The organism is Granulicatella sp. HMSC30F09 (genome assembly GCF_001806915.1).
Classification (GTDB): Bacteria; Bacillota; Bacilli; order Lactobacillales; family Aerococcaceae; genus Granulicatella; species Granulicatella adiacens.
Map to the genome: position 1 here is coordinate 1 of NZ_KV786413.1, position 20,710 is coordinate 20,710.

Here is a 20,710-nt window from a genome sequence, read left to right on the forward strand (position 1 = left end):
ATAATGTGTCCAGGATTCTGGGTACATATCACATGGATGAGACTTTTGATGAAATTGATGCATTATTTAGTAGTTTTGTAGAAGTTTTGAATGCCACTCACAATTCCCGCAACAAGCTTATCTTGATAAGCACTATCACTGATTTTCTTGCTTTCAGGGCCATCCATATAGCCAAGTTCTAATAACACAGCGGGTTTTGCAGTTTCACGAAGCACGGCAAAACTTGCACCACGAATGCCACGGTCTTTAGCCCCTGATTTTTCAATAATCGAAGCGTGTAGATTCTCAGCTAGACGTTTACTTTCACTCATACGAAGGGGATTGTCATGAGCTTCCTTATTAATACGAGGTGGAAGATCTTCATCGGCTTCATAAATATAAGTTTCAACACCACTGCGACTTTGTCCACGAACACCAGAAGCGTTGAAGTGGATACTAATGAAGAAGTCCGCATCGGTTTTATTCGCCATTTGAGAACGTTCTGTTACGAAGTCGACAAATTCATCTTTATCCCTAGAAGTAAGAACCGTATACCCAAGTCTTTCTAATTCGCTACGTAGTTTACGATAAATTTGCATATTCAAATCTTTTTCGCGAAGCCCATTATAGACTGCGCCAGGATCTTTCCCGCCGTGCCCTGGGTCAAGGAAGATAACATTTTTGTATTGTCCGTAATTCACGGCTTCAGGAACTTCAGCGACCCAAAGACCATCAGATTGGAAAACATGCTTTTTACCATCGATAGTGAAGAGGTTACGCACATAAGAACCGCCTTCTTGTAAGTAGAACCATCCACCATAAGAGCCGTCGTAAATCCATTCTTTCTCGGCCATTGAACCGTCTTCTTTTACATAGTAAGCGCCAACCCATTTATTTTTGTCCATTTCACCAGCTTTTTGGAAATGATACCATTTGTTTTGAATTAAAAGCCATTGACTACGCGCATAAGAGCCGTCTTCTTTTAAATAGTACGTCGCTTTGTAATTTGGATCGTAAATGAATTCGCTCTTAGCCATATAGCCGCCAGACTTCAAGTAGTAGTCGCCTTTCCATTGACGGCTTGCGTAAACACCACCTGGCTTAATGTAGAACCAGCTATTGTAGTTTCTGTCGAAAACCCATTCGTTATCGGCCATCGCACCGCTATCTTTTAAGAAATAGCTGCCACTCCATTCGTGAGAGTACATCACACCATTATCGTGGAATGCGTACCAAACGCCATCAATTTTCTTCCAATCTCCACGGAAAACTTTTCCCCCTGAAAGAGCGTAGTACCATTTTCCACCTTGGTAGCTCCAGCCTGGTGAGACGAGCATTCCTTCATTATCTACCAAATACCCGTCTGGTGTGAGGCCGTTTCTGACCATTTTTCCATCCTCGCCAAAGTAGAAGTAACGATTTTCTGCCCATTTCCAAGTGGAAGTAACTGGTTTATCCTTCTCATGATAGTAAATGTTGCCATCAGCTCTCAAAATACCCGTATAAGGTGGACGTTCCCCTGGCTTGTAATAATAGATATCATTTTTAGCATCGGTTGGAAGGGAGACGGGAGCCTCCGTAGTCTTCTCCGTCGTCGTTTCTTCTTGCTGAGTTGTTGGAAGCTGCGTTGTTTCTTCACTCGTTGTTGGAAGAGTCGTCGTTGTATCTGTGACGGTTTCTGCTAACACGAACTGAGGAAGAAAGAGAGAAAGAGCAGCTGTTAAAAAAGTGAGTTTTGTTGCTTTTTTCATAGGTTCCTCCTGAATCTTTTTTTACGTCATCAGTGTATCAAAAAGGGGGAAGGGGTTCAATGTTTTAACACTTTGTTCATACAAAGTTCAAAAGTAGATTTAGTTGAAAGAATAAACAAAAAACCAACTACCGGAGTAGTTGGTTTGAAACTGGATGATTATTCTCTCATTGAGCCATCTGCAGTAACATAGTAAGAGTCAATCCATTTGTTTGTATCTAATTCTCCACCACGACGGAAGTGATACCATTTGCCATTGATTTTTTCCCACTTATCAGTGATGTAGAAGCCATTGCCATCAAAGTAGTACCAGCTAGAATAGTTCTTGTCGTATACCCATTCGTTTACAGCCATTGACCCGCTACCTTTGACGTAGTAAGAACCGACCCATTGATTTGTATCTAGTTCTCCGCCACGACGGAAATGATACCACAAGCCATTAACTTTTTCCCATTTATCACTAACGTAATGACCATTTTCTGCTAAATAGTACCAGCTAGAGTAGTTCTTGTCGTAAATCCATTCGTTCTTAGCCATTTCTCCATTCTCTTTAAGATAGTAGGCCCCTTGCCAAGTGTTACGAACCATTTTTCCGTTATGATCGGCGTAATACCATTTGCCATCCTTTTCAACCCAGGCATTTTTACGGATGATGCCGTTATCCCCAACAAGGTATCCATAGGCTTGAGGATTTGGTTCTAAATGTCCTTTAGCATTAAAGTACAGGAATTCCCCTTCATTAACGGTTTCCACTAATGAGTTATAAACAATTCTTCCATTTTCGTCTGCGTAAAAAGTATTTTCTCCAATTTTAACAGTCTCTTTTTGTGCCATTTCTCCTGTATCTTGGAGAAGGTAACCGTCAACGATTGCACTTTTTTGCATGATGCCTTCTTCGTTGAAATAGTACCATTTTTCGTTAATTTTTCTCCATTGAGAAGTAATTGGAACATTATTCACGTGATAATACGTCACGCCATCTCTAGAAGTAAAACCAGTAAAAGGCTCTTCTTTTGGTTGATATTCTTCCACGACTTCATTCTCGTGGTTGTCTGCGTCGTTTTCTACAGGAGCTACCGTTGTGGCTTCTGTCGTTTCAGCAGGTGCATTTTCTGCGTAGACCGCTTGAGCAGATAAAAGAAACATTGCTGCAGTCATAAAAGTAAGTTTTGTAATTTTATTCATATTTTCCTCCCTGTTTTTCAAAAATGAACGTTCTTACTATACCAAAAATTCTTTTGAAGTTCAAACTATATTAACAAAATTCACGAAAAATTTACTTTTTCCTTCAGCAATAATCGTTCTTTTTTATGCTATAATCGGATTTATGAAAAATAGAGACATTACAAAACAACCAAAACAAAAAATTCTAAAAGGAACCTTAATGACGCTCTTTGCGGGGATTGCCTGGGGGATGAGTGGAGCGAGTGGTCAGTACTTGATGGCGCACGGGATGGGTGTACTTGCCTTGACGGATTTACGACTGATTATCTCTGGGACGCTACTGCTTCTTATGAGTTATCTCTTCAACCGAGAGCAGCTAAGCGCGTTTTTTAAGGAGAAGAGCAATTACGTCAAAATTGTTATTTTTGCCTTTGTAGGATTATTCTTAAATCAATTTTCGTATTTACAAGCAATCGCCTTGAGTAATGCTGGAACGGCAACGGTCTTGCAATATCTCTGTCCGGTCATTATTCTCGTGTACATCTGCTTGAAAAATCGTACGGCACCGACTGCGTCTGAAGTGACCTCAATTGTTCTTGCGATGGCGGGAACCTTCTTAATTGCGACACATGGTCAGTGGAATCAACTTAGCGTCACACCACTAGGGCTATTCTGGGGTATCTTCAGTGCGTTCACCTATGCCATCTATATTATGCTTCCGATTAAACTCATCCAAACGTATGGAAGTCTAACGGTGATTGGCGTAGGAATGGTGATTGCAGGAGTCATTCTTTTCCCAATGAGTGGACTCACGACCCTTCAACTAGAATATAGTGTTGATATTCTGGCTGCATTAACGGGAATTATCCTTATCGGAACGGTCATTTCTTATACGATGTTCCTAAAAGGGACGAGTTACATCGGTCCGGTGAAAAGTAGTTTGATTGCTGCGGTTGAACCTATTTCTGCCGTCTTCTTTGCTTTTCTCATTATGAACGAGCATTTTTATGCCATCGATTTTGTCGGAATGGCGATGATACTAGGAGCGGTGGTCTTGATTTCAGTACGTGACCTTCTCAAAGAACGCCGGAAAGTGGAACAAGGCATTATTGAATAAGAAAGAATCAAACCGCAATTGGAGCGAATCCAGTTGCGGTTTTTGAATAAAAATTTTTTCTAATCATGATGATTTCGAAGTTATTTCTGGTATAATAATTGAAACTAGGAAAGGAAGTGAGCGAATGAATACGGCAGTGTTAAATTATTATTTCGAGAAATCGGGATTATCGAAAGAATTTATGGAACAAAAAGTCAGTAAACGATTCGGTCAGTTTTTAACGGGAGAGAGAACACCTTCCTTTAACCAATTATCAGAGATGGCGAAACATTTTCGGATTCCTTTAGGAGTGTTACTTAGTGATGAAGTCATCCCTGAGAAGAAAATTGAGATTCCTTTTAGAACGGTAAACTCAGAATTTATTGGAGAACCTTCTAGGGAATTAAGAGACACGATTGAAGAGATGAAGTCAAAGCAAGCATTTCTAAAAGAAGAACGTTTACCGGAACTTGATTTCATTGGAAGATTTTCGATGGATGATAATGCGATGGTTGTAGCCCAAGCTGTGATGGAGATATTGGACTTAAGCAAAAACTATTTCGAAAAAGTCAAAAAAGAAGAAGTGTTTAAGTTCTTGCGTGGAAGAATCAGTCGTGTAGGTGTCTTTGTTTTTACGAATGGGAAATTTCAAGACAATACCCATAGATTACTAGACCCAAAAGAGTTCCGTGGCTTCGTATTGTCGGATAAGGAAGCGCCAATTATTTTTATTAATCAAGCAGATACAAAAAATGCGCAGATCTTTACGCTAGTCCATGAATTTGTACATCTACTGTTAGGAGAAGAGGAAATCCTTGGTCAAACGCCCCTTGAATCGGAGTATGATGAAGTAGAGGCCTTTGTCAATAAGGTAACAGCAGAAGTACTTGTGCCTGCCGACCTATTGAAGATGAGATATGACGAACATCCTTCAATTGACGCATTAGCATTATTTTTTAAAGTCAGTCGCTTTGTGATTGCAAGACGATTGTTGGACTTAGGATTTTTATCCAAATCAGACTATCAAATGCACGTGCGTGAATGGGAAAATGAGTGGAAGAATCAAACGAAACCAAAGAGTAAAGGTGGAGATTATAAATACAATACGCGTTATCGCATCGATAGAAATTTCTTCCAGTATATTGAGAATGCGATTCAATCCGATCGCATTACGTATACAGAAGCTTTTCGTTTATTAGGAGTAGGATATAAAGGTTATCAAATATTAAGGGAGAGATAATAGGGTATGTATCTACTAGACACGAATATTTATATTGCATTTTATGAACGGTATTATCCGCAACGGAACTTTCCAACATTTTGGGAGAAATTAGTTCAAACTTTTCAGCAGGAAGTCGTTGTCCCAAGAGTTGTGATGGAGGAGACTAAAAATAGTGCTTGGTTAAACACTTATATGACAGAGACATGTGGTTTGAATCCAATTGATCATCGAAAATACTGGATCCAGTGGGCTGAAGTTTTGAATAACGTACGCAATAATCCAGTTTATACAAGTGAAGCATTAGATTCACAAAATGGATGGTCTAAAGAAACGGTAGCAGATGCATGGTTACTGGCCATTGCTAAAGAAGAAAAATATATTCTGGTAACTGAAGAAACAAAGAACGTGAATCTATATAAGGGTGGACCGGTAAGAAGTGCAAAAATTCCTGATGTCGCAAAGGATATTGGTGTAGAGTGTATTGACCGCTTGGAATTCTTCAAGCGAATTGAGTTAAGTATTTAATAGTGAGATTCAAAGACTTGTCGATTTCGACAGGTCTTTTTTTTGTTTAGAAAATAGGATAAAAAACTTTAAAACTGAGACCGTTCTCATGAAACTTTCATCTTTTTCAAATAAATCGTTTGTGCTATACTATGTACCATCAATCCACAGATGGAGGTCCTGAATTTGTCTTATTCACTCGAAATTTTACCAAGTTTATTACACGGAGCAGTGACGACATTAGAAGTGTTCGCACTCGTGCTTATCTTCTCAATTCCGCTGGGCATTCTCATTGCCTTTGCGATGCAACTCAAATGGAAGCCACTCAACTGGCTCATTCATATTTACATCTGGGTGATGCGCGGGACTCCTCTGTTACTCCAACTCATCTTTATTTATTACGTCTTGCCAAGTGTCGGCATTCGTCTAGACAGACTCCCGGCAGCGCTCATTGCTTTCACGCTCAACTATGCGGCGTACTTTGCAGAGATTTTCCGCGGGGGGATTGATACGATTCCAAAAGGGCAGTATGAAGCGGCGAAGGTGTTGAAATTCACTCCAGGAGCGACGATTCGCTATATTGTTCTTCCTCAGGTGACGAAGATTGTCTTGCCAAGTGTCTTCAATGAAATCATGAGCCTTGTCAAAGATACGTCCCTTGTTTACGCGCTTGGAATCTCAGACCTGATTCTGGCGAGCCGTACCGCAGCTAACCGCGATGCCAGTCTTGTTCCGATGTTTCTAGCAGGGGCGATTTATCTGATTGTTATCGGGGTTGTGACGCTTGTGGCCAAACGCATTGAAAAGAAATTTAGTTATTATAAATAGGAGGACAAGCAGATGTTAGAATTACGCAATATTAGTAAACGATTCGGCGATAAACAAATCTTGTCCGATTTCAACTTAACCATTCACGAAGGAAAAATCTTGGCCATCGTCGGACCTTCAGGAGGCGGGAAAACGACTTTACTTCGTATGTTAGCAGGACTAGAAACCATCGACTCTGGAGAAGTGTTCTATAACGGCGAACCGCTCGCACTTGATGAACTTACAAAGCGCCAACTGCTTGGATTCGTCTTCCAAGACTTCCAATTATTCCCACATTTATCGGTATTAGAAAACTTAACGATTTCACCGGTGAAAATGAACGGGGTGCCTCAAGAAGAAGCCAACGCGAAGGCACGCGCACTCTTAGAACGTCTCGGCCTACCTGGACACGAGGACGCATTCCCGTATTCACTCTCAGGCGGGCAAAAGCAACGGGTAGCCTTGGCTCGCGCAATGATGATTGATCCTGAAATCATCGGCTATGACGAACCAACATCAGCACTCGATCCAGCCCTTCGCCTAGAAGTAGAGAAGTTAATCCTCCAAAACAAAGAACTCGGAATGACGCAAATCGTTGTGACCCACGATTTAACCTTTGCCGAAAATATCGCGGACGAATTATTGACGTTCGAACCGAAATAGGAGGCCGCTATGAAGAAACAAAAAGGAATCCTAGGGCTTTTGGCGCTTGTAGGGGTGGCGGTCATGAGCCTTGCGGGCTGTACGCAACTGGCAAGCAATCCAAAAGTCGATAACTGGGATAAATACCGACAACAAAAGAGCATCACGGTCGGCTTCGATAATACCTTTGTACCGATGGGCTTCGAGGAAAAGAATGGCAACTATGCCGGCTTTGATATCGAACTCGCGCAGTACGTGTCGAAGAAACTCGGTATCACGGTTCACTTCCAACCGATTGACTGGGATATGAAGGAAACGGAACTCCAAAACGGTACGATTGACGCCATCTGGAATGGGTATTCGGCCACAGACGAACGCCGCGAGAAAGTCGCCTTTACGATTCCCTATATGCAAAATACGCAAATCTTAGTCGTGAAGAAAACGAGTGGCATTCACTCGGTAGAAGATATGACAGGGAAAGTCCTTGGCGCACAAAATGGCTCGTCTGGGATGTTGGATTTTGAAGAACATCCAGAAGTGTTGAAGAACCGCGTCAAAGGCGGGGACGCCGACCAATACCAAAGCGTGAACGAGGCCATTATCGACTTGAAGAATGACCGTATCGACGCCTTGCTCATCGACCGTGTATACGCGGATTACTACCTCACAACAGAAGGCATTGCCGACGAGTACGACACGATTCCTTCAGGATTCGAGAGTGAGTCCTTTGCGGTAGGGGTGAGACCTGCCGATAAGAAGCTACTCGAAGCGCTGAACCAAGCCTTCAAGGAACTCTATCAAGAGGGCATCTTCCAACAAATCAGCCAGAAATGGTTTGGCGAGGATGTCGCAACACCTGAAGTTAAAGGGCAAGAATAACCAAATAACACAAAACCATCGCTGGACGGAAGGCACGCCTTCCAGAAGGCGATTTTTTTGTTTTATAAAATGCGCTAAAGTTCACAAACTGAAGATATAACGGTTCTAAAAAGTTCAAATAACCAAAAATAAGATTGATAAAGAGCTCACAAAAAGGTACACTGAAGATGTAGAAAAGTTCAAAGAAGGGAGAGAAAACCATGAAAAAATTAGAAGGGAAAGTAGCCCTCATCACTGGAGCAGCCGTTGGACTCGGAAAGGGAATCGCAACGGTCTATGCCAAATACGGCTCTAAGATGTGTCTTGTCGACTTATTACCAGAAGTCGAAGAAACAGCGAAGGAATTACGAGAAACCTACGGCGCAGAAGTCCTCACTTATGTCGGAGATGTCTCCAACAAAGACCATATGAAAGAAGCAGCCAAGAAGGCAAAAGACGCCTTTGGGGAAGTGAACGTGGCTTGTTGTAACGCTGGGGTTTGTCGCTTGGCTCCATTTGAAGAAATGAGCGATGAAATGCGCGACTTCCATATCGATGTGAATATCAAGGGCGTATGGAATACGTGTCAGGCCGTCATCCCTTATATGCTGGAGCAAGGTGGAGGTAGCATCGTTATTGCTTCATCCGTGACAGGGGATATCGTAGCCGATGCCGGAGAAGCAGCCTATGCCATGACAAAAGCAGCGCTCGTGGGATTGACAAAATGCTTGGCCATCGAATACGCAGACCGCCATATCCGCGTGAACTGCTCACAACTGGGATATGCGCGTACACCAATGGTTGAAAAGATGGCCACCGAATCCAACCCAGACAACCCAGAAAGTGCCATCCAAGACATCGCAGTAGGCGTGCCAATGAAACGCTTGGCAGACCCACTCGAAGTCGGCGAACTCTTCGCCTTCCTTGGAAGCGACGAAGCCAGCTACCTCACAGGAAGCCAAATCGTCATCGACGGCGGTAGCACCTTACCCGAAACCATGAGCATGGGGACGAATTAGGGGAGAATAAATTTTGAAAGAAAAATAATCACCAGTTTTATCTGGTGGTTATTTTTTTATTTATGTTAATGTAGATTTCATGTACAATAAAGCTACAATAAGGGAGATAAGTATATGGGACAAGAACTGTTTAATTATGACAATACAAAATTAGAAGAAGTGCTTCAGTATTCTGAAAAAATCCTTAATCGAAAGTTCGCAGATATTATAAAAGAATATGATGAGGCGGAATATAAGACATACGAGGATTATCAAAAGCAAGAAGCCAATGTGTATGAGAAAAAAGAAATTAAGCCGTCTTCAAAAGGACAGTATGGGAATTATATAGAACGTTATTATTATGGCTACCAACCGAATAGTAATGATGCGGCTGATTTTGAAGAAATCGGAGTAGAACTCAAGGTAACTCCTTTTAAAGTTAATAAGAATGGAACTATTTCTGCAAAAGAAAGATTAGTTTTAACGATTATTAATTACCTTGAAGAGAATCTTGACGACTTCTACCAATCACATCTATGGCGAAAATGTTCAAAAATACTTTTATTATTTTATAATGGCTTAATTCCTGAACAAACACTTTATGATTATATGATTGAAAAAGTTTTCCTTTTTGAATGGTTCGAAGAAGATATGAATGTTATTCTAGATGATTATGCTCGTATTACTCAAAAAATTAAAGATGGCCGAGCACACGAATTGTCTGAATCCGATGGCAACTATTTATCAACTTGTACCAAAGGAGCCGGTAAAGGGAAAGACTGGAGAGAACAACCCTTTAGTGAGGTGATGGCAAAACAACGTGCTTGGGAATTAAAGTCTAGTTACATGACGTATTTGATTAATCATAAAATCTTTGCTAGTCATGAACAGGAGAGTGTATTAGCTACTGCAAAAGGTACAAAGAAAACTTTTACTCAACTTATTGAAGAAAAGATTTTGAAGTATAAGGGTTGGAAAGCAGAAGACTTATATGATGCTTTTGATGTTCCTGTTCGTTCGAAATCTAAAAATAGTTTGTTAATCAGAAAAATGATTGGCATTACTGGTGACTTAGAAAATACTCAAGAGTTTCAGAAAGCGAATATGAATCTTAGAGTCATTCGGGTGAATCAGGATGACCTCCCTAAAGAAGATTCTCCATTTAAGGTTTATGATTTTATCGAGTTAGCACAAAATGATAATTGGGAAGAGTCTCATGTTTTCCAAGAAATTTGTGATAAACGTTATATGTTTGTCGTATTTAAGGAAGAAGCTCCAGGTGAGTACGTATTAAATCAAGTGAAGTTCTGGGGATTCCCTGAGCGTTTAATATATGAAGCACAACGTGTATGGAATGAAACACGTGCCATTATTAATGAAGGGGTACAGTTAACACAGTCAGATAAGGGAGTATCGACGAATTTCCCTCAGAGCCAAGTGAATCAATTTTTATTTACAAAAATTCATGCTTCAAACTCTTATTACGAGATTGAAAAAGACGTCTTTGTCGGAAAAGGAAAACTCTCAGATACGAATCCACTACCCGATGGGCGAAGAATTACAAAGCATTCATTCTGGATGCCTAAGAAGTTCTTACAAGAAATTTTGCAAGGCAAGTGGGATTAGCAAATCAGTTAATCAAATATTGAATTCATGATATAGTAAGATAGAAATTTTGAATGAAAATGAAAGAGGTAATCATGTCAAAACTTAAAGTATTCTCAATGTTTGATGGCGTTGGGGGATTTATCGTTGGCCTTGATGAGGCAAACAGAAAATTAAATAAAAAATTTTTCCAAGTGACTGATACAAACCAATTTGAACCTAGTCGAAAAGCGCAAGATGCGTTTGAAGTGGGAGTATACAACTATCCGAAAATCAATCATAGTAATGAAGACATCATGCAAGTTTCATCAGAGTATTTCGATGAGATGAAAGCGAATGGTGTGAATATGATTGTTGGCGGATTTCCATGTCAAGATTACTCAGTAGCACGCAGTAAAAAGCACGAAATGGGTATCGAAGGTAAAAAAGGAGTTCTTTTCTGGGAGATTATTCGCGCGGTGAATCATATTAAACCAGAATATCTTATTCTTGAAAATGTAGACCGACTATTGAAATCACCGTCTAAACAACGTGGACGGGATTTTGCGATTATGCTTGGAGCATTTAATCAATTAGGCTATACCGTTGAATGGCGTGTGATTAACGCGGCAGATTATGGTGCACCTCAAAGACGTCGACGCGTGTTCTTCTTTATTTATAAAAACGACTCAGCTTTTGCAAAAAAACATGGCATTAAAGATTTATCACCAGAATCATTTGAAGCCTATATTTATAAAAAAGGTCTTTTTGCCAAACAGTTTCCAGTAGAAAATAGTGCGAATAAGAATCGTATCTATACAGATAAACTTAGTGAACTAGATGCACATTCTGAAGAGTATATTGTTGATATTTCTAATAACTTTACTGGGAAAGTATGGAACACCGGTTTGATGAAAGATGGAATTTATTACACCATCGATACAACACCTGTATTCGAAAAAGCAATGACTTTAGGCGAAGTAGTCGAAAAGGCTAAAGAGTATTATGTCGAAGAGCATGGTGAGGAAGCTTATCAAGAATACATTCAAAAGTACGTAATTCAAGACGAAGATAAGATTAAGAAATTCCAATACTTGCGTGGACCAAAGAAAATTGAGCGTACGACAGAAGAAGGATTTACTTATATCTTCTCTGAAGGTGGGATGAGTGAAACAGATGATCTCTCACTACCAGGACGTACAATGCTTACAAGCGAGGGGAGTGTGAATCGTTCAACGCACTTCTTGAAAGAAGGTAATCAGTTCCGATTATTAACGCCAAACGAAGCAGAATTATTACAATGCTTCCCTTGTGATTGGACAAAATACAAGAAACTATCCGATGGAACAGTTACTGAAGTTAACGACCGTATGCGTTATTTCTTTATGGGGAATGCGCTCGTTACTTCCATTGTGGAACGTATCGGTATAGGAATGGCGAAAATGATTTAATCCCAAACAATTATTTAGACTTACGAAGGAATATGATATAAGTCCTTCGTGAGTCTTTTTTTGACAAAAAAGTACTTGAAAAAAGCAAAATGTAACATATAAGTTACGTAACTTATATGTTACATTTAGGTCATAGGGAGGTAATAGGTATGGGAAAGAAATTTAGGGTTGATAAAGAGAAAGTGGATCGTTTAGAGACGCTTGAATATAGCGAGATGATTAAATTAGCGGCAGTCTATAAAATCTTAGAAGATGAAGGCGTGACGCCAGAATTGCTCGAAAAATGGGGATACTATTATAAAGGAAAACGCTGGTTAAAAATACCTGTATCAAGGACTAAAGAAGGGGTGGATGGTAGTGACTTCTTATTTAACACGCAAGTTTATGAAGTTCTCATCGATTTACCCTAATTTCGAAGAAGACTTACTTAGAGAGGTTTCTCTACAGAAAGTAGCTTTGAGAGCGATTCGGTTACGGGTCAATCATCAATTGACACAGGAAGAATTTGCAGCGAAGTTAGATGTAAAGAGAGCCTATTTAGCAAGATTAGAAGCAGGGCATCATAATCCAACTATTATGACGCTTGTGGAATTAGCTCGACAAAATGGATATGAGATTGAGATTAAGCTCAAAGAAAAGACATTTTAAGATTCTTATCGATTGTATTGTGATAAATACGATAAAAGTTAGAAGTTCAAATTGAAAACTCCTTTGATTCGTATTATGATAAATTTACTACGAAAAAAGGAGCCTTGAGGGTGGAAAGAATCGCAAATCCTGTAATTTACGAATTAAAGTATGAGAATAAAATGGAACCTCATTATGAAGGTGTTCAAGAAACTCATGAAAAACTAATTTTTAACTATCCGACAGTTTATATTGTTCATCATCCTGAAAAAGAAAAATTTTGTGTTTATATTGGTGAAACGACAGATATCAGACGTCGTACAGAACAACATCTTAAACAGGGGAGCAAGAAACGCAAAGATTGGGAAAAATTATCAAGAAGAGATGATGCCAATATGTTTGTGATTGGGCACGAATTATTCAATAAATCTTTAACTCTTGATATTGAAAACAAGTTAATGCATTACTTAAGTAGCGTAGAAGCAGTCCAGGAAGTTTATAATCGTCGTACGAATGAGCAGAATGAGTATTATACCTCTGATCAGATGGAGCCAATTTTCTCAAAAATATGGGGAGAGTTACATCGAAAGAATAATATTATTTTTCCAACACGTAGACGGATAGAGGATGCAGCTGTTTTTAAAGCTTCTCCATTCCATAAATTGACTCAGGAACAATTACAAACCAAAGATAGAATTATGCTCAAGATTTTTGAAAACGTAGCTAATACTAGAAAAGATACTCCGCACCAATTAATTATGGTGAATGGTGAGGCGGGTTCTGGAAAGACAGTTCTAATGAGTAATTTATTTTATGAGTTATTCCAGGAAAGCGAAAAAGAGCAGGGTGAATCTATTTTTAGTGGAATTTCAACATATCTATTAGTCAATCATGAACAACAGTTGACCGTTTACAAAGAAATCGCAAAAAAACTAGGTATCAAAGAGCAGTATGTTCAGAAACCAACTAGTTTTATTAATAATCATTCCTCAGAAAATCCTGTTGATGTTGTTATCGTAGATGAGGCTCACTTATTATGGACACAAGGGAAGCAGTCTTATAGAGGGAAAAATCAATTAGATGATCTCCTAGAGAAAGCAAAAGTAGTTGTGATTGTTTTTGATGAAAATCAAATACTTTCAACTGAACAAATTTGGGAAGACGAACTCTTAGATAAATATAAGGGAATGTGTCAAAACGAAAATAATTATATTGAGTTGAAGAATCAAATGCGAATTCATTCAAGCAAAGAGACAGTGAAGTGGATTCGAAATATCATTGACTTACAAGAAGTAGGACCAATTCCTCACGATGAGTTAGGGTATGATTTACGTATTTTTGAAACTCCTAAAGAACTAGAAAAAGCAATTGTTGAAAAGAATGATAATGAAAATATCGGTCTGTCTAGAATAGTAGCTACGTTTGACTGGGAATATAGTGGTAACAAAAAAGAGGATGGTTATTGGGATGTTTCTATTGGAGATTGGAAAATGCCATGGAACTTACAATTACCTAAAGTTAAAAAGAAATCCATCAATTATAAATCATTGGCATGGGCGGAACAACCTCAAACAATCGCAGAAGTAGGTTCGACTTTTACAATTCAAGGTTTTGACTTAAACTATGTTGGGGTGATTATTGGACCATCAGTCGTTTTTAGAGATGGAAAAATCCAGTTCGTTCCTGAAAATAGTAAAAACGAAAAAGCGGTCAGAAATAGAACGTTGTCTGATGGAAGAAAAGAGAAATTTGGGGAACGACTATTAAAAAATGAACTGAATGTACTATTAACTCGGGGAGTAAAGGGGCTTTATATTTATGCCGTTGACCCAGCTCTTCAAGAAGAATTAATGCGTAGACAAGGAGAAAAGATAAATGGCAAATGAAAATAATCCTAGCATGAAATTAATTAATCAGTTTCATGATGATCACCAGTGGAGACAATTCCATAACGCAAAAGATTTGGCTCTTTCAGTATCCATTGAAGCTGCTGAATTGTTAGAAATCTTCCAATGGACTGATCCAGAATCTGCTGTGGAGAAAAAACGTGAGGACATTGAGGAAGAATTAGCAGATGTTCTTATCTATTGTTATACTTTAGCTGAAAAATTAGACATGGATATTGATGAAATCATTGCAAAGAAATTGGTGAAAAATCTGAAGAAATATCCTGTATAGTTAATTAATATGCAAAAAGAAATCCCGCTAGTTTTAGCGGGATTTCTTTTTTTCGTTCGTTTTTATTCATAGAATTATCAAATTTACATCATTGACAGCGCTTTAAAAAATGAGTACAATGAACTCGAAACAAAAGTTTAGGTACGTAACATTTGTAAAGGAGGAAATGTTGTCGTGGAAAATGTGAAGTTGCTTGAATGTAAAAACATCTGTAAATCGTTCGGCGATAACCATGTATTAAAGGGCATTAACATTAGTCTTTCTCCTGGAGAAGTCTCCGCCATTATTGGGGGGAACGGTGCGGGTAAGAGTACGCTCATGAAGATTATTATGGGCATTTACAAATCCGACCAAGGAGAGATTATTGTTAATCAGGTTTCTCATAAGAACTTAACACCTGCAGTCGCTTTAAGTAGTGGGATTTATTTGGTACCGCAAGAACCGATGCTCTTTAAGAATATGTCTGTTTTAGAGAATATTCTAATTGGATTGCCAGGGGATGCAAGCGAACAAAAGGCAAAACTCCTCAAACTCATTGAAAAGCTAAAATGGAGTATTAATCTAGAGCGCAGGGCAGATACCTTAACCATTGCTGAACAACAATTGGTTGAAATCCTAAAAGGCTTGATTCGTAATCCAAAAGTTTTAATTTTGGATGAGCCAACCAGCTCGTTAACCTTTAATGAAACCGAAACGTTATTCGAACTCATCGAGAAGCTAAAGTCAGAAGGCGTTGGGATTCTCTATATTACGCACCGTCTTACAGAAGTCTTTAAGATTGCTACTGACATTATTATTATGCGCGATGGGAAGATTAGCTTATCTGGAAAGACACAGGACTTTACCAACGATATGTTGATTCAAGCGTTGTTACCGGATGGAACGAATATGGAAGATCTTAGAAATCATGACAATGGGAGAGTCATTGATCGAACAGTCGAACCGATTTTATCGGTGGAGGACTATTCGGGAAATGGCTTTAAAGGTGTATCTCTAAAAGTATTCCCTGGGGAAATTCTCGGGTTGGCGGGTGTTGTCGGTGCAGGTCGTACAGAACTCGCTGAGACGATTTTCGGGAAAGACGAAGTGCATAGTGGAAAGGTCCTTCTTGGAAAAATCGATATCACGGGGAAATCTACAAGTGAGGTGATTCATCTCGGTCTTAATTATGTACCTGAAGATCGATTCAAACACGGAATTTTTAAGATTAGTGATCTTGGGATGAATATCACGGGCGCTTCTCTTCAGTCGATTGGAAAGTATTTCGTAAATCGAAAACGTGAGAAAGAAATGTACGAATACTTTAAACGCTCCTTCAAGATTAAATCGATGGATGTTAGTGATGAGATTGGTAGCTTATCGGGTGGGAATCAGCAAAAAGTGGTGATTGCCAAAGCCATTGCCTCCATGCCAAAGCTATTAATATTAGATGAACCGACACGAGGAATTGACGCAGGAGCCAGAGGAGATGTGTATAAAATCATTCAAGAGCTCAAAGAAAGAGGGCTTGCGATATTAATGATTTCTTCGGATATGGAAGAAATTGTTCAATTATCTGATCGAGCAGTAACGATGTATCATGGCAGAATTAATGCAGAGTTTGTCGGTGAAGAAATCACCCAAGAAAATCTGATGAGTGCCTCATTCGGTGTTGTAAAAGGAGAGAAAGTCTCATGAAGAATTTACTCAAACAGCGAGAAATCGTCTCAATCATTTTTATCATTGGACTATTTGTAGTCGTAGGATTATTCAATCCACAGTTCTTGGCACTTGAGAATATTTTCCAGATTGTCAATAACAGTGCTGTCTATGCGATGGTGGCGCTAGGAATGTGTTTTGTTCTTTTCACCGGTGAGATTGATGTCTCCATTGGAGCAATTGTTGGGTTAACAGCAGCCATTACGGGAAAGATGTTAAACGGGGGAGCTTCTATCTTCTCAGTGTTTATAGTAGCGATAGTCGTTGGAATGGCGATAGGCATTATTAATGCTCTGGGAATTGTGCTCTTTAAAATTCCTTCCATTATCATGACGCTTGGAATGATGGGGATTATTCGTGGGTTCCAATATATCTATACAAATGGACAATGGTTACAAGATTTTCCAAATGAATTTTTGAATATCTCTCAAGAAACCATTGGCGGAACTTTTGGATACGTGTTTGCAAGCGCTTTAGTAATTGCGATTTTACTCTACTTCTTTACGAAGAAAACGATGCTGGGTAAGAGCTTTAAAGCAGTAGGAGACAATATTGATGGCGCAAGACTCATTGGGATTCCAGTTGAGAGAATTAAGTTCCTCAGCTATATCATCTGTGGAAGCTTTGCAGCTATCGGCGGTGTCTTATATGCGAGCCGTATTGGATTTGTGACGCCAACAGATGGAACGGGTTATGAAATGACTGCAATTGCCGCATGTGTGATTGGAGGTATTGCTCTTGAAGGAGGCCAAGGTTCTACGTTTGGAGCTATTATTGGATCTATTCTAATGACATCGATTAGTAGTATCCTAGTTTTCCTAAACTTCCCTTCAACGTTCAACAATACGATTACCGGAGGAATCTTAATTGCGATTGTAGTGATTGGAGCTATTTCCAACCAAAGAACGCAAGAAAATATTCGAAAAGAACGACTCCGCGTAAGAGTAGAGCAAGGAGGGGAATAAGATGGAAAAGAGCAAAAAATCAATATTCAGTTCTCTAAAATGGCGCTGGGAGTATTTCTTAGTTCTACTACTAATTTTAGAGTTTGTCATTTTCGGAAGTTTGAATCCACGCTTCTTAAATCCATTCATTTTAATGAATTCGATTAATAATTTTATTCCAGTTTGTATCGTTTCTCTATTGGTTACTTACGTCATTATCACTGGGGGAATGGATATTCAAGCCGGATCCATTATGGGATTGACTTCGATTTGTGTAGGGGTTCTCTGGCAGAAGATGGGGCTTAATATCTGGTTAGCAGTACTGCTTGGGCTTCTTGTAGGAGCGCTTTGTGGACTGATTAGTGGAATGTTAATTGCTTATGCAAAAGTTCAGCCGATGGTCATTACACTGGGTGGATCCTTCCTTTATTCGGGCTTGTCCTTGGTGGTTCCCGCGCTTGCTGGAGTAGTAGCTTACCAAGGGATTACTAATTTTCCACCTGAATTTCAGGAGATTGCTGCAGGAAATATCGCTGGGATTCCAAATCAGGTCATAATCTTCGCAGTCTTATTGATCCTTTCGTTTATCCTTTTACACCTTACAAAATACGGAAGAAAAATCTTCCTCATTGGGGTGAACCGAAATACCGCGGAATACTCTGGAATTAAGACTGCTAGAGTTGTAATGAGTACCTACGTCTTATCTGGGATTGCCGCTTCGATTTCAGGAATTCTACTAACGTCTTATCTTGGTACAGCAAAGCCGGACTTTGGAGCTGATTTGACCTTGCCGATTATTACTGCGGTGGTATTAGGGGGAACTTCTATCTACGGTGGTAAAGGAAACGTGATTGGAACGGGGTTAGCAGCCTTAATTATTGGTTTTATGAAATTTGGTTTAACACTTATTGGAGTTAATGCGCAATATCAAGATATTCCAGTTGGAATTCTATTGATTCTATCACTCATTATCAACTTTATGATTCATTCAAAAGTGTTCCAAAAAATAATGAAAAAGAAATAAGGAGGAAAGAAGCGATGAATAGTTCATAGTGTGAGATTCCCCAGTTGCAAAGTTGTCAAAAGAATGAGTTCAAATAAAGGAGAATTAACATGAAATTTAGAAAATTTTTAACGTATGGTGTCCTAGTTGGAGCAACGGCTTTCTTTTTAGGCGCTTGTGGAAACAGTAGTCAAAATTCAAGTTCAACTTCAAATTCAAATTCAAACGCAACAACTCAAACTGCAAACAATGGTGGGAAAGTAGTCTTCATCCCTAAAGTAACAGGGAATTCTTTCTTTGAATCTGGAAACTTAGGCGCTCAAGAAATGGCTAAAAAAGAAGGCTTTACAGTGGATTATAACGGTAATCCTGTAGCTTCAGTAGCCAACCAAGTAACCATTATCAACAACGCGGTTCAAACAGGAGCAGGCTCTATTGCAGTTTCTTCTGTAGACCCAACAGGACTAGATAATGCCCTAAAACAAGCTCAAAAAGCAGGGTTGAAAGTCGTTACTTGGGACTCAGACGTTTCTCCAGATGCACGTAGTTTAATGGTATCTCAAGGAACTCCGACTCAATTAGGAGAAATGTTAGTGAAAATGAGTGTGGATGCATTAGAAAAACGTGGAAAGGATCCTAAGAAAGACAAAATTAAATATGCATGGCACTATTCTTCTTCAACCGTACAAGACCAAAACTCTTGGCAAAAAGTGGGTGAAGAATATATTAAGAAAAACTATCCAAACTGGGAAAATGTGAATGAATCAAATTACTACAGTAACCAAGATGCTCAACAAGCTTTAAACGTAGGTCAATCAATCTTATCTGCACATAAAGATATTGATTTAATCATTTGTAATGACTCAACAGCTTTACCAGGACAATTACAAGCGGTTCAAAACGCAAAACTTACGAAGAAGGATATTACTGTAACTGGATTCTCAACTCCAAACTCTATTAAGAAATATGCTAAAGATGACATCATCGAAGAATGGGGTCTATGGGATGTAAAAGTGCAAGGTGCTCTTGCTGTGTATCTTGCAAACTACTTAGCTTCAGGCAACCAAGCAAAAGTTGGCGATAAGATTAATGTCCCTGGAATTGGAGAAGTTGAAGTTCAAAATAACTCTATTTTAGATCCAAACTATAAAGATTCACCAGATAGTGGGGTTGTATTATTACCAGAAAGAACAATCTTCACGAAGGAAAATATGGATAAATACGATTTCTAGGAGGAAAAATAATGGCAGATTTAGAAGGTTTAAAAGTTTCAAAAGAATATTATATCGATCAACCGGTTAAGACATTAGATCAGTTTTTTGTGAAAGGGGCTCATAATGTCGATTACGGAATGAAAAAACATTTAGCGAATATTTTCAATCCTAAAAGCGGGAATACAGTGATGTTTGCTTTTGACCATGGGTATTTCATGGGCTCAACAGCTGGATTGGAACGTCTAGATATCGTGCTTCCAAAAATCGCACCAGAAGTAGATTGCTTGATGGGTACACGTGGAGCGATTCGAACAAGTGTTGATCCAAGTTGGAGAAAATCAACAGCTTTACGAGTGACTTCAGGTTCATCGATGTTGAATGACGATTTAAGTCATGAAATCTTAGCAGTGGATATTGAAGAAGCAATTCGATTAAACGCAGACTGCTTAGCCGTTCAAACTTTTATCGGAGCTGAAGGACAATTATCAAGCTTAGATAATTTATCTAGAGCGGTTAACCTTGGTAATCGTTATGGCATTCCAACGATGGGAGTTGTAGCAGTCGGAAAAGATATGGAAAGAACAGATCGCTTCTTCAAACTAGCAACTCGTATCGTAGCCGAACTGGGAGCTAATTTAGTCAAATCATATTATTGTGATAATTTTGAAGAAGTAGTAGCTGCATGTCCGGTACCTATTGTCGTTGCGGGAGGTAAAAAATTACCTGAAAAAGAAGCATTAGAGTTAGCTTATAAAGCTATTCAAGGAGGAGCAAAAGGGTTGGATATGGGTCGTAACATTTTCCAAAGTATGCATCCAACGGAAATGGCTAAGAGTATTGCAAAAATTGTTCATGAAAAATATACGGACAAAGAAGCATTTGAATACTATACAGATTTAATCAATCGATAATCTGAAAATGTAGGTATGAAAGGGTTAGGGAAGACGAGTGTTATTTCCCTAATTCTTTTGGGTAGTGTATACTTTATTCA

Annotated in this window: 20 protein-coding genes; 18 read left to right on the forward strand and 2 right to left on the reverse strand. The window is 39.1% G+C overall.

What is annotated here, in order from left to right:
* Positions 1–62: 62 nt before the first annotated feature.
* On the reverse strand, positions 63–1,730 hold the full coding sequence (locus HMPREF3103_RS02005) for an N-acetylmuramoyl-L-alanine amidase (protein WP_083278696.1): 1,668 nt from the start codon (positions 1,728–1,730) through the stop codon (positions 63–65).
* A gap of 158 nt (positions 1,731–1,888) precedes the next feature.
* Positions 1,889–2,914, reverse strand: a complete 1,026-nt coding sequence (locus HMPREF3103_RS02010) for a hypothetical protein (protein WP_070437032.1) — start codon at positions 2,912–2,914, stop codon at positions 1,889–1,891.
* A 142-nt stretch (positions 2,915–3,056) separates the two neighbouring features.
* Between HMPREF3103_RS02010 and HMPREF3103_RS02015 the strand changes: the two genes are divergently transcribed.
* The 18 genes from HMPREF3103_RS02015 (at position 3,057) to lsrF (ending at position 20,630) form a co-directional block, all read left to right on the forward strand.
* A complete protein-coding gene (locus HMPREF3103_RS02015) occupies positions 3,057–4,010 on the forward strand; it encodes a DMT family transporter (RefSeq protein ID WP_070437033.1) in 954 nt (317 codons plus the stop codon).
* A gap of 124 nt (positions 4,011–4,134) precedes the next feature.
* Entirely contained in the window at positions 4,135–5,229 is a 1,095-nt protein-coding gene (locus tag HMPREF3103_RS02020; RefSeq protein ID WP_070437034.1) for an ImmA/IrrE family metallo-endopeptidase, read from the forward strand.
* A gap of 6 nt (positions 5,230–5,235) precedes the next feature.
* A complete protein-coding gene (locus HMPREF3103_RS02025; RefSeq protein WP_070437035.1) occupies positions 5,236–5,736 on the forward strand; it encodes a DUF4411 family protein in 501 nt (166 codons plus the stop codon).
* 165 nt (positions 5,737–5,901) lie between these two features.
* Complete coding sequence (locus HMPREF3103_RS02030) at positions 5,902–6,543, forward strand: amino acid ABC transporter permease (RefSeq protein ID WP_039848818.1); 642 nt, start codon at positions 5,902–5,904, stop codon at positions 6,541–6,543.
* A 12-nt stretch (positions 6,544–6,555) separates the two neighbouring features.
* Positions 6,556–7,185 (forward strand): amino acid ABC transporter ATP-binding protein, encoded by a 630-nt coding sequence (locus HMPREF3103_RS02035; protein ID WP_070437036.1) that lies wholly within the window; start codon positions 6,556–6,558, stop codon positions 7,183–7,185.
* Positions 7,186–7,194: 9 nt separating this feature from the next.
* Positions 7,195–8,043: an amino acid ABC transporter substrate-binding protein gene (locus HMPREF3103_RS02040; protein WP_070437037.1), complete on the forward strand. Its 849-nt coding sequence runs from the start codon at positions 7,195–7,197 to the stop codon at positions 8,041–8,043.
* 200 nt (positions 8,044–8,243) lie between these two features.
* Entirely contained in the window at positions 8,244–9,041 is a 798-nt protein-coding gene (ucpA, locus tag HMPREF3103_RS02045; RefSeq protein WP_070437038.1) for an SDR family oxidoreductase UcpA, read from the forward strand.
* A 114-nt stretch (positions 9,042–9,155) separates the two neighbouring features.
* Entirely contained in the window at positions 9,156–10,646 is a 1,491-nt protein-coding gene (locus HMPREF3103_RS02050; protein WP_070437039.1) for a Sau3AI family type II restriction endonuclease, read from the forward strand.
* 74 nt (positions 10,647–10,720) lie between these two features.
* Positions 10,721–12,055, forward strand: coding sequence for a DNA (cytosine-5-)-methyltransferase (gene dcm, locus HMPREF3103_RS02055; protein WP_070437040.1), 1,335 nt, complete (start codon positions 10,721–10,723; stop codon positions 12,053–12,055).
* A gap of 149 nt (positions 12,056–12,204) precedes the next feature.
* Complete coding sequence (locus tag HMPREF3103_RS02060; RefSeq protein ID WP_039848815.1) at positions 12,205–12,465, forward strand: hypothetical protein; 261 nt, start codon at positions 12,205–12,207, stop codon at positions 12,463–12,465.
* Positions 12,407–12,703, forward strand: a complete 297-nt coding sequence (locus HMPREF3103_RS02065; protein ID WP_083278697.1) for a helix-turn-helix domain-containing protein — start codon at positions 12,407–12,409, stop codon at positions 12,701–12,703. Before HMPREF3103_RS02060 ends, HMPREF3103_RS02065 begins: the two co-directional genes overlap by 59 nt.
* A 110-nt stretch (positions 12,704–12,813) precedes the next feature.
* Positions 12,814–14,568 (forward strand): DUF2075 domain-containing protein, encoded by a 1,755-nt coding sequence (locus HMPREF3103_RS02070; protein WP_070437041.1) that lies wholly within the window; start codon positions 12,814–12,816, stop codon positions 14,566–14,568.
* Positions 14,558–14,860: a nucleotide pyrophosphohydrolase gene (locus HMPREF3103_RS02075; protein WP_005605812.1), complete on the forward strand. Its 303-nt coding sequence runs from the start codon at positions 14,558–14,560 to the stop codon at positions 14,858–14,860. The genes HMPREF3103_RS02070 and HMPREF3103_RS02075 overlap by 11 nt, the downstream gene beginning before the upstream one ends.
* Positions 14,861–15,034: 174 nt before the next feature.
* Entirely contained in the window at positions 15,035–16,537 is a 1,503-nt protein-coding gene (locus HMPREF3103_RS02080; RefSeq protein ID WP_070437042.1) for a sugar ABC transporter ATP-binding protein, read from the forward strand.
* Positions 16,534–17,523, forward strand: coding sequence for an ABC transporter permease (locus HMPREF3103_RS02085; RefSeq protein ID WP_070437043.1), 990 nt, complete (start codon positions 16,534–16,536; stop codon positions 17,521–17,523). Before HMPREF3103_RS02080 ends, HMPREF3103_RS02085 begins: the two co-directional genes overlap by 4 nt.
* A gap of 1 nt (position 17,524) precedes the next feature.
* On the forward strand, positions 17,525–18,526 hold the full coding sequence (locus tag HMPREF3103_RS02090) for an ABC transporter permease (RefSeq protein WP_070437044.1): 1,002 nt from the start codon (positions 17,525–17,527) through the stop codon (positions 18,524–18,526).
* Positions 18,527–18,615: 89 nt separating this feature from the next.
* On the forward strand, positions 18,616–19,737 hold the full coding sequence (locus HMPREF3103_RS02095; RefSeq protein WP_005605806.1) for a substrate-binding domain-containing protein: 1,122 nt from the start codon (positions 18,616–18,618) through the stop codon (positions 19,735–19,737).
* Positions 19,738–19,748: 11 nt separating this feature from the next.
* Positions 19,749–20,630, forward strand: a complete 882-nt coding sequence (lsrF, locus tag HMPREF3103_RS02100) for a 3-hydroxy-5-phosphonooxypentane-2,4-dione thiolase (protein WP_005605805.1) — start codon at positions 19,749–19,751, stop codon at positions 20,628–20,630.
* Positions 20,631–20,710 lie beyond the last annotated feature (80 nt).

Excerpts from the sequence above, each read along its gene's own strand:
- HMPREF3103_RS02005 (WP_083278696.1), bottom strand. The coding sequence starts at position 1,730 with ATGAAAAAAGCAACAAAACTCACTTTTTTAACAGCTGCTCTTTCTCTC.
- HMPREF3103_RS02010 (WP_070437032.1), bottom strand. The coding sequence starts at position 2,914 with ATGAATAAAATTACAAAACTTACTTTTATGACTGCAGCAATGTTTCTT.
- HMPREF3103_RS02015 (WP_070437033.1), top strand. The coding sequence starts at position 3,057 with ATGAAAAATAGAGACATTACAAAACAACCAAAACAAAAAATTCTAAAA.
- HMPREF3103_RS02020 (WP_070437034.1), top strand. The coding sequence starts at position 4,135 with ATGAATACGGCAGTGTTAAATTATTATTTCGAGAAATCGGGATTATCG.
- HMPREF3103_RS02025 (WP_070437035.1), top strand. The coding sequence starts at position 5,236 with ATGTATCTACTAGACACGAATATTTATATTGCATTTTATGAACGGTAT.
- HMPREF3103_RS02035 (WP_070437036.1), top strand. The coding sequence starts at position 6,556 with ATGTTAGAATTACGCAATATTAGTAAACGATTCGGCGATAAACAAATC.
- HMPREF3103_RS02040 (WP_070437037.1), top strand. The coding sequence starts at position 7,195 with ATGAAGAAACAAAAAGGAATCCTAGGGCTTTTGGCGCTTGTAGGGGTG.
- ucpA (WP_070437038.1), top strand. The coding sequence starts at position 8,244 with ATGAAAAAATTAGAAGGGAAAGTAGCCCTCATCACTGGAGCAGCCGTT.
- HMPREF3103_RS02050 (WP_070437039.1), top strand. The coding sequence starts at position 9,156 with ATGGGACAAGAACTGTTTAATTATGACAATACAAAATTAGAAGAAGTG.
- dcm (WP_070437040.1), top strand. The coding sequence starts at position 10,721 with ATGTCAAAACTTAAAGTATTCTCAATGTTTGATGGCGTTGGGGGATTT.
- HMPREF3103_RS02060 (WP_039848815.1), top strand. The coding sequence starts at position 12,205 with ATGGGAAAGAAATTTAGGGTTGATAAAGAGAAAGTGGATCGTTTAGAG.
- HMPREF3103_RS02065 (WP_083278697.1), top strand. The coding sequence starts at position 12,407 with ATGGTAGTGACTTCTTATTTAACACGCAAGTTTATGAAGTTCTCATCG.
- HMPREF3103_RS02075 (WP_005605812.1), top strand. The coding sequence starts at position 14,558 with ATGGCAAATGAAAATAATCCTAGCATGAAATTAATTAATCAGTTTCAT.
- HMPREF3103_RS02085 (WP_070437043.1), top strand. The coding sequence starts at position 16,534 with ATGAAGAATTTACTCAAACAGCGAGAAATCGTCTCAATCATTTTTATC.
- HMPREF3103_RS02090 (WP_070437044.1), top strand. The coding sequence starts at position 17,525 with ATGGAAAAGAGCAAAAAATCAATATTCAGTTCTCTAAAATGGCGCTGG.
- HMPREF3103_RS02095 (WP_005605806.1), top strand. The coding sequence starts at position 18,616 with ATGAAATTTAGAAAATTTTTAACGTATGGTGTCCTAGTTGGAGCAACG.
- lsrF (WP_005605805.1), top strand. The coding sequence starts at position 19,749 with ATGGCAGATTTAGAAGGTTTAAAAGTTTCAAAAGAATATTATATCGAT.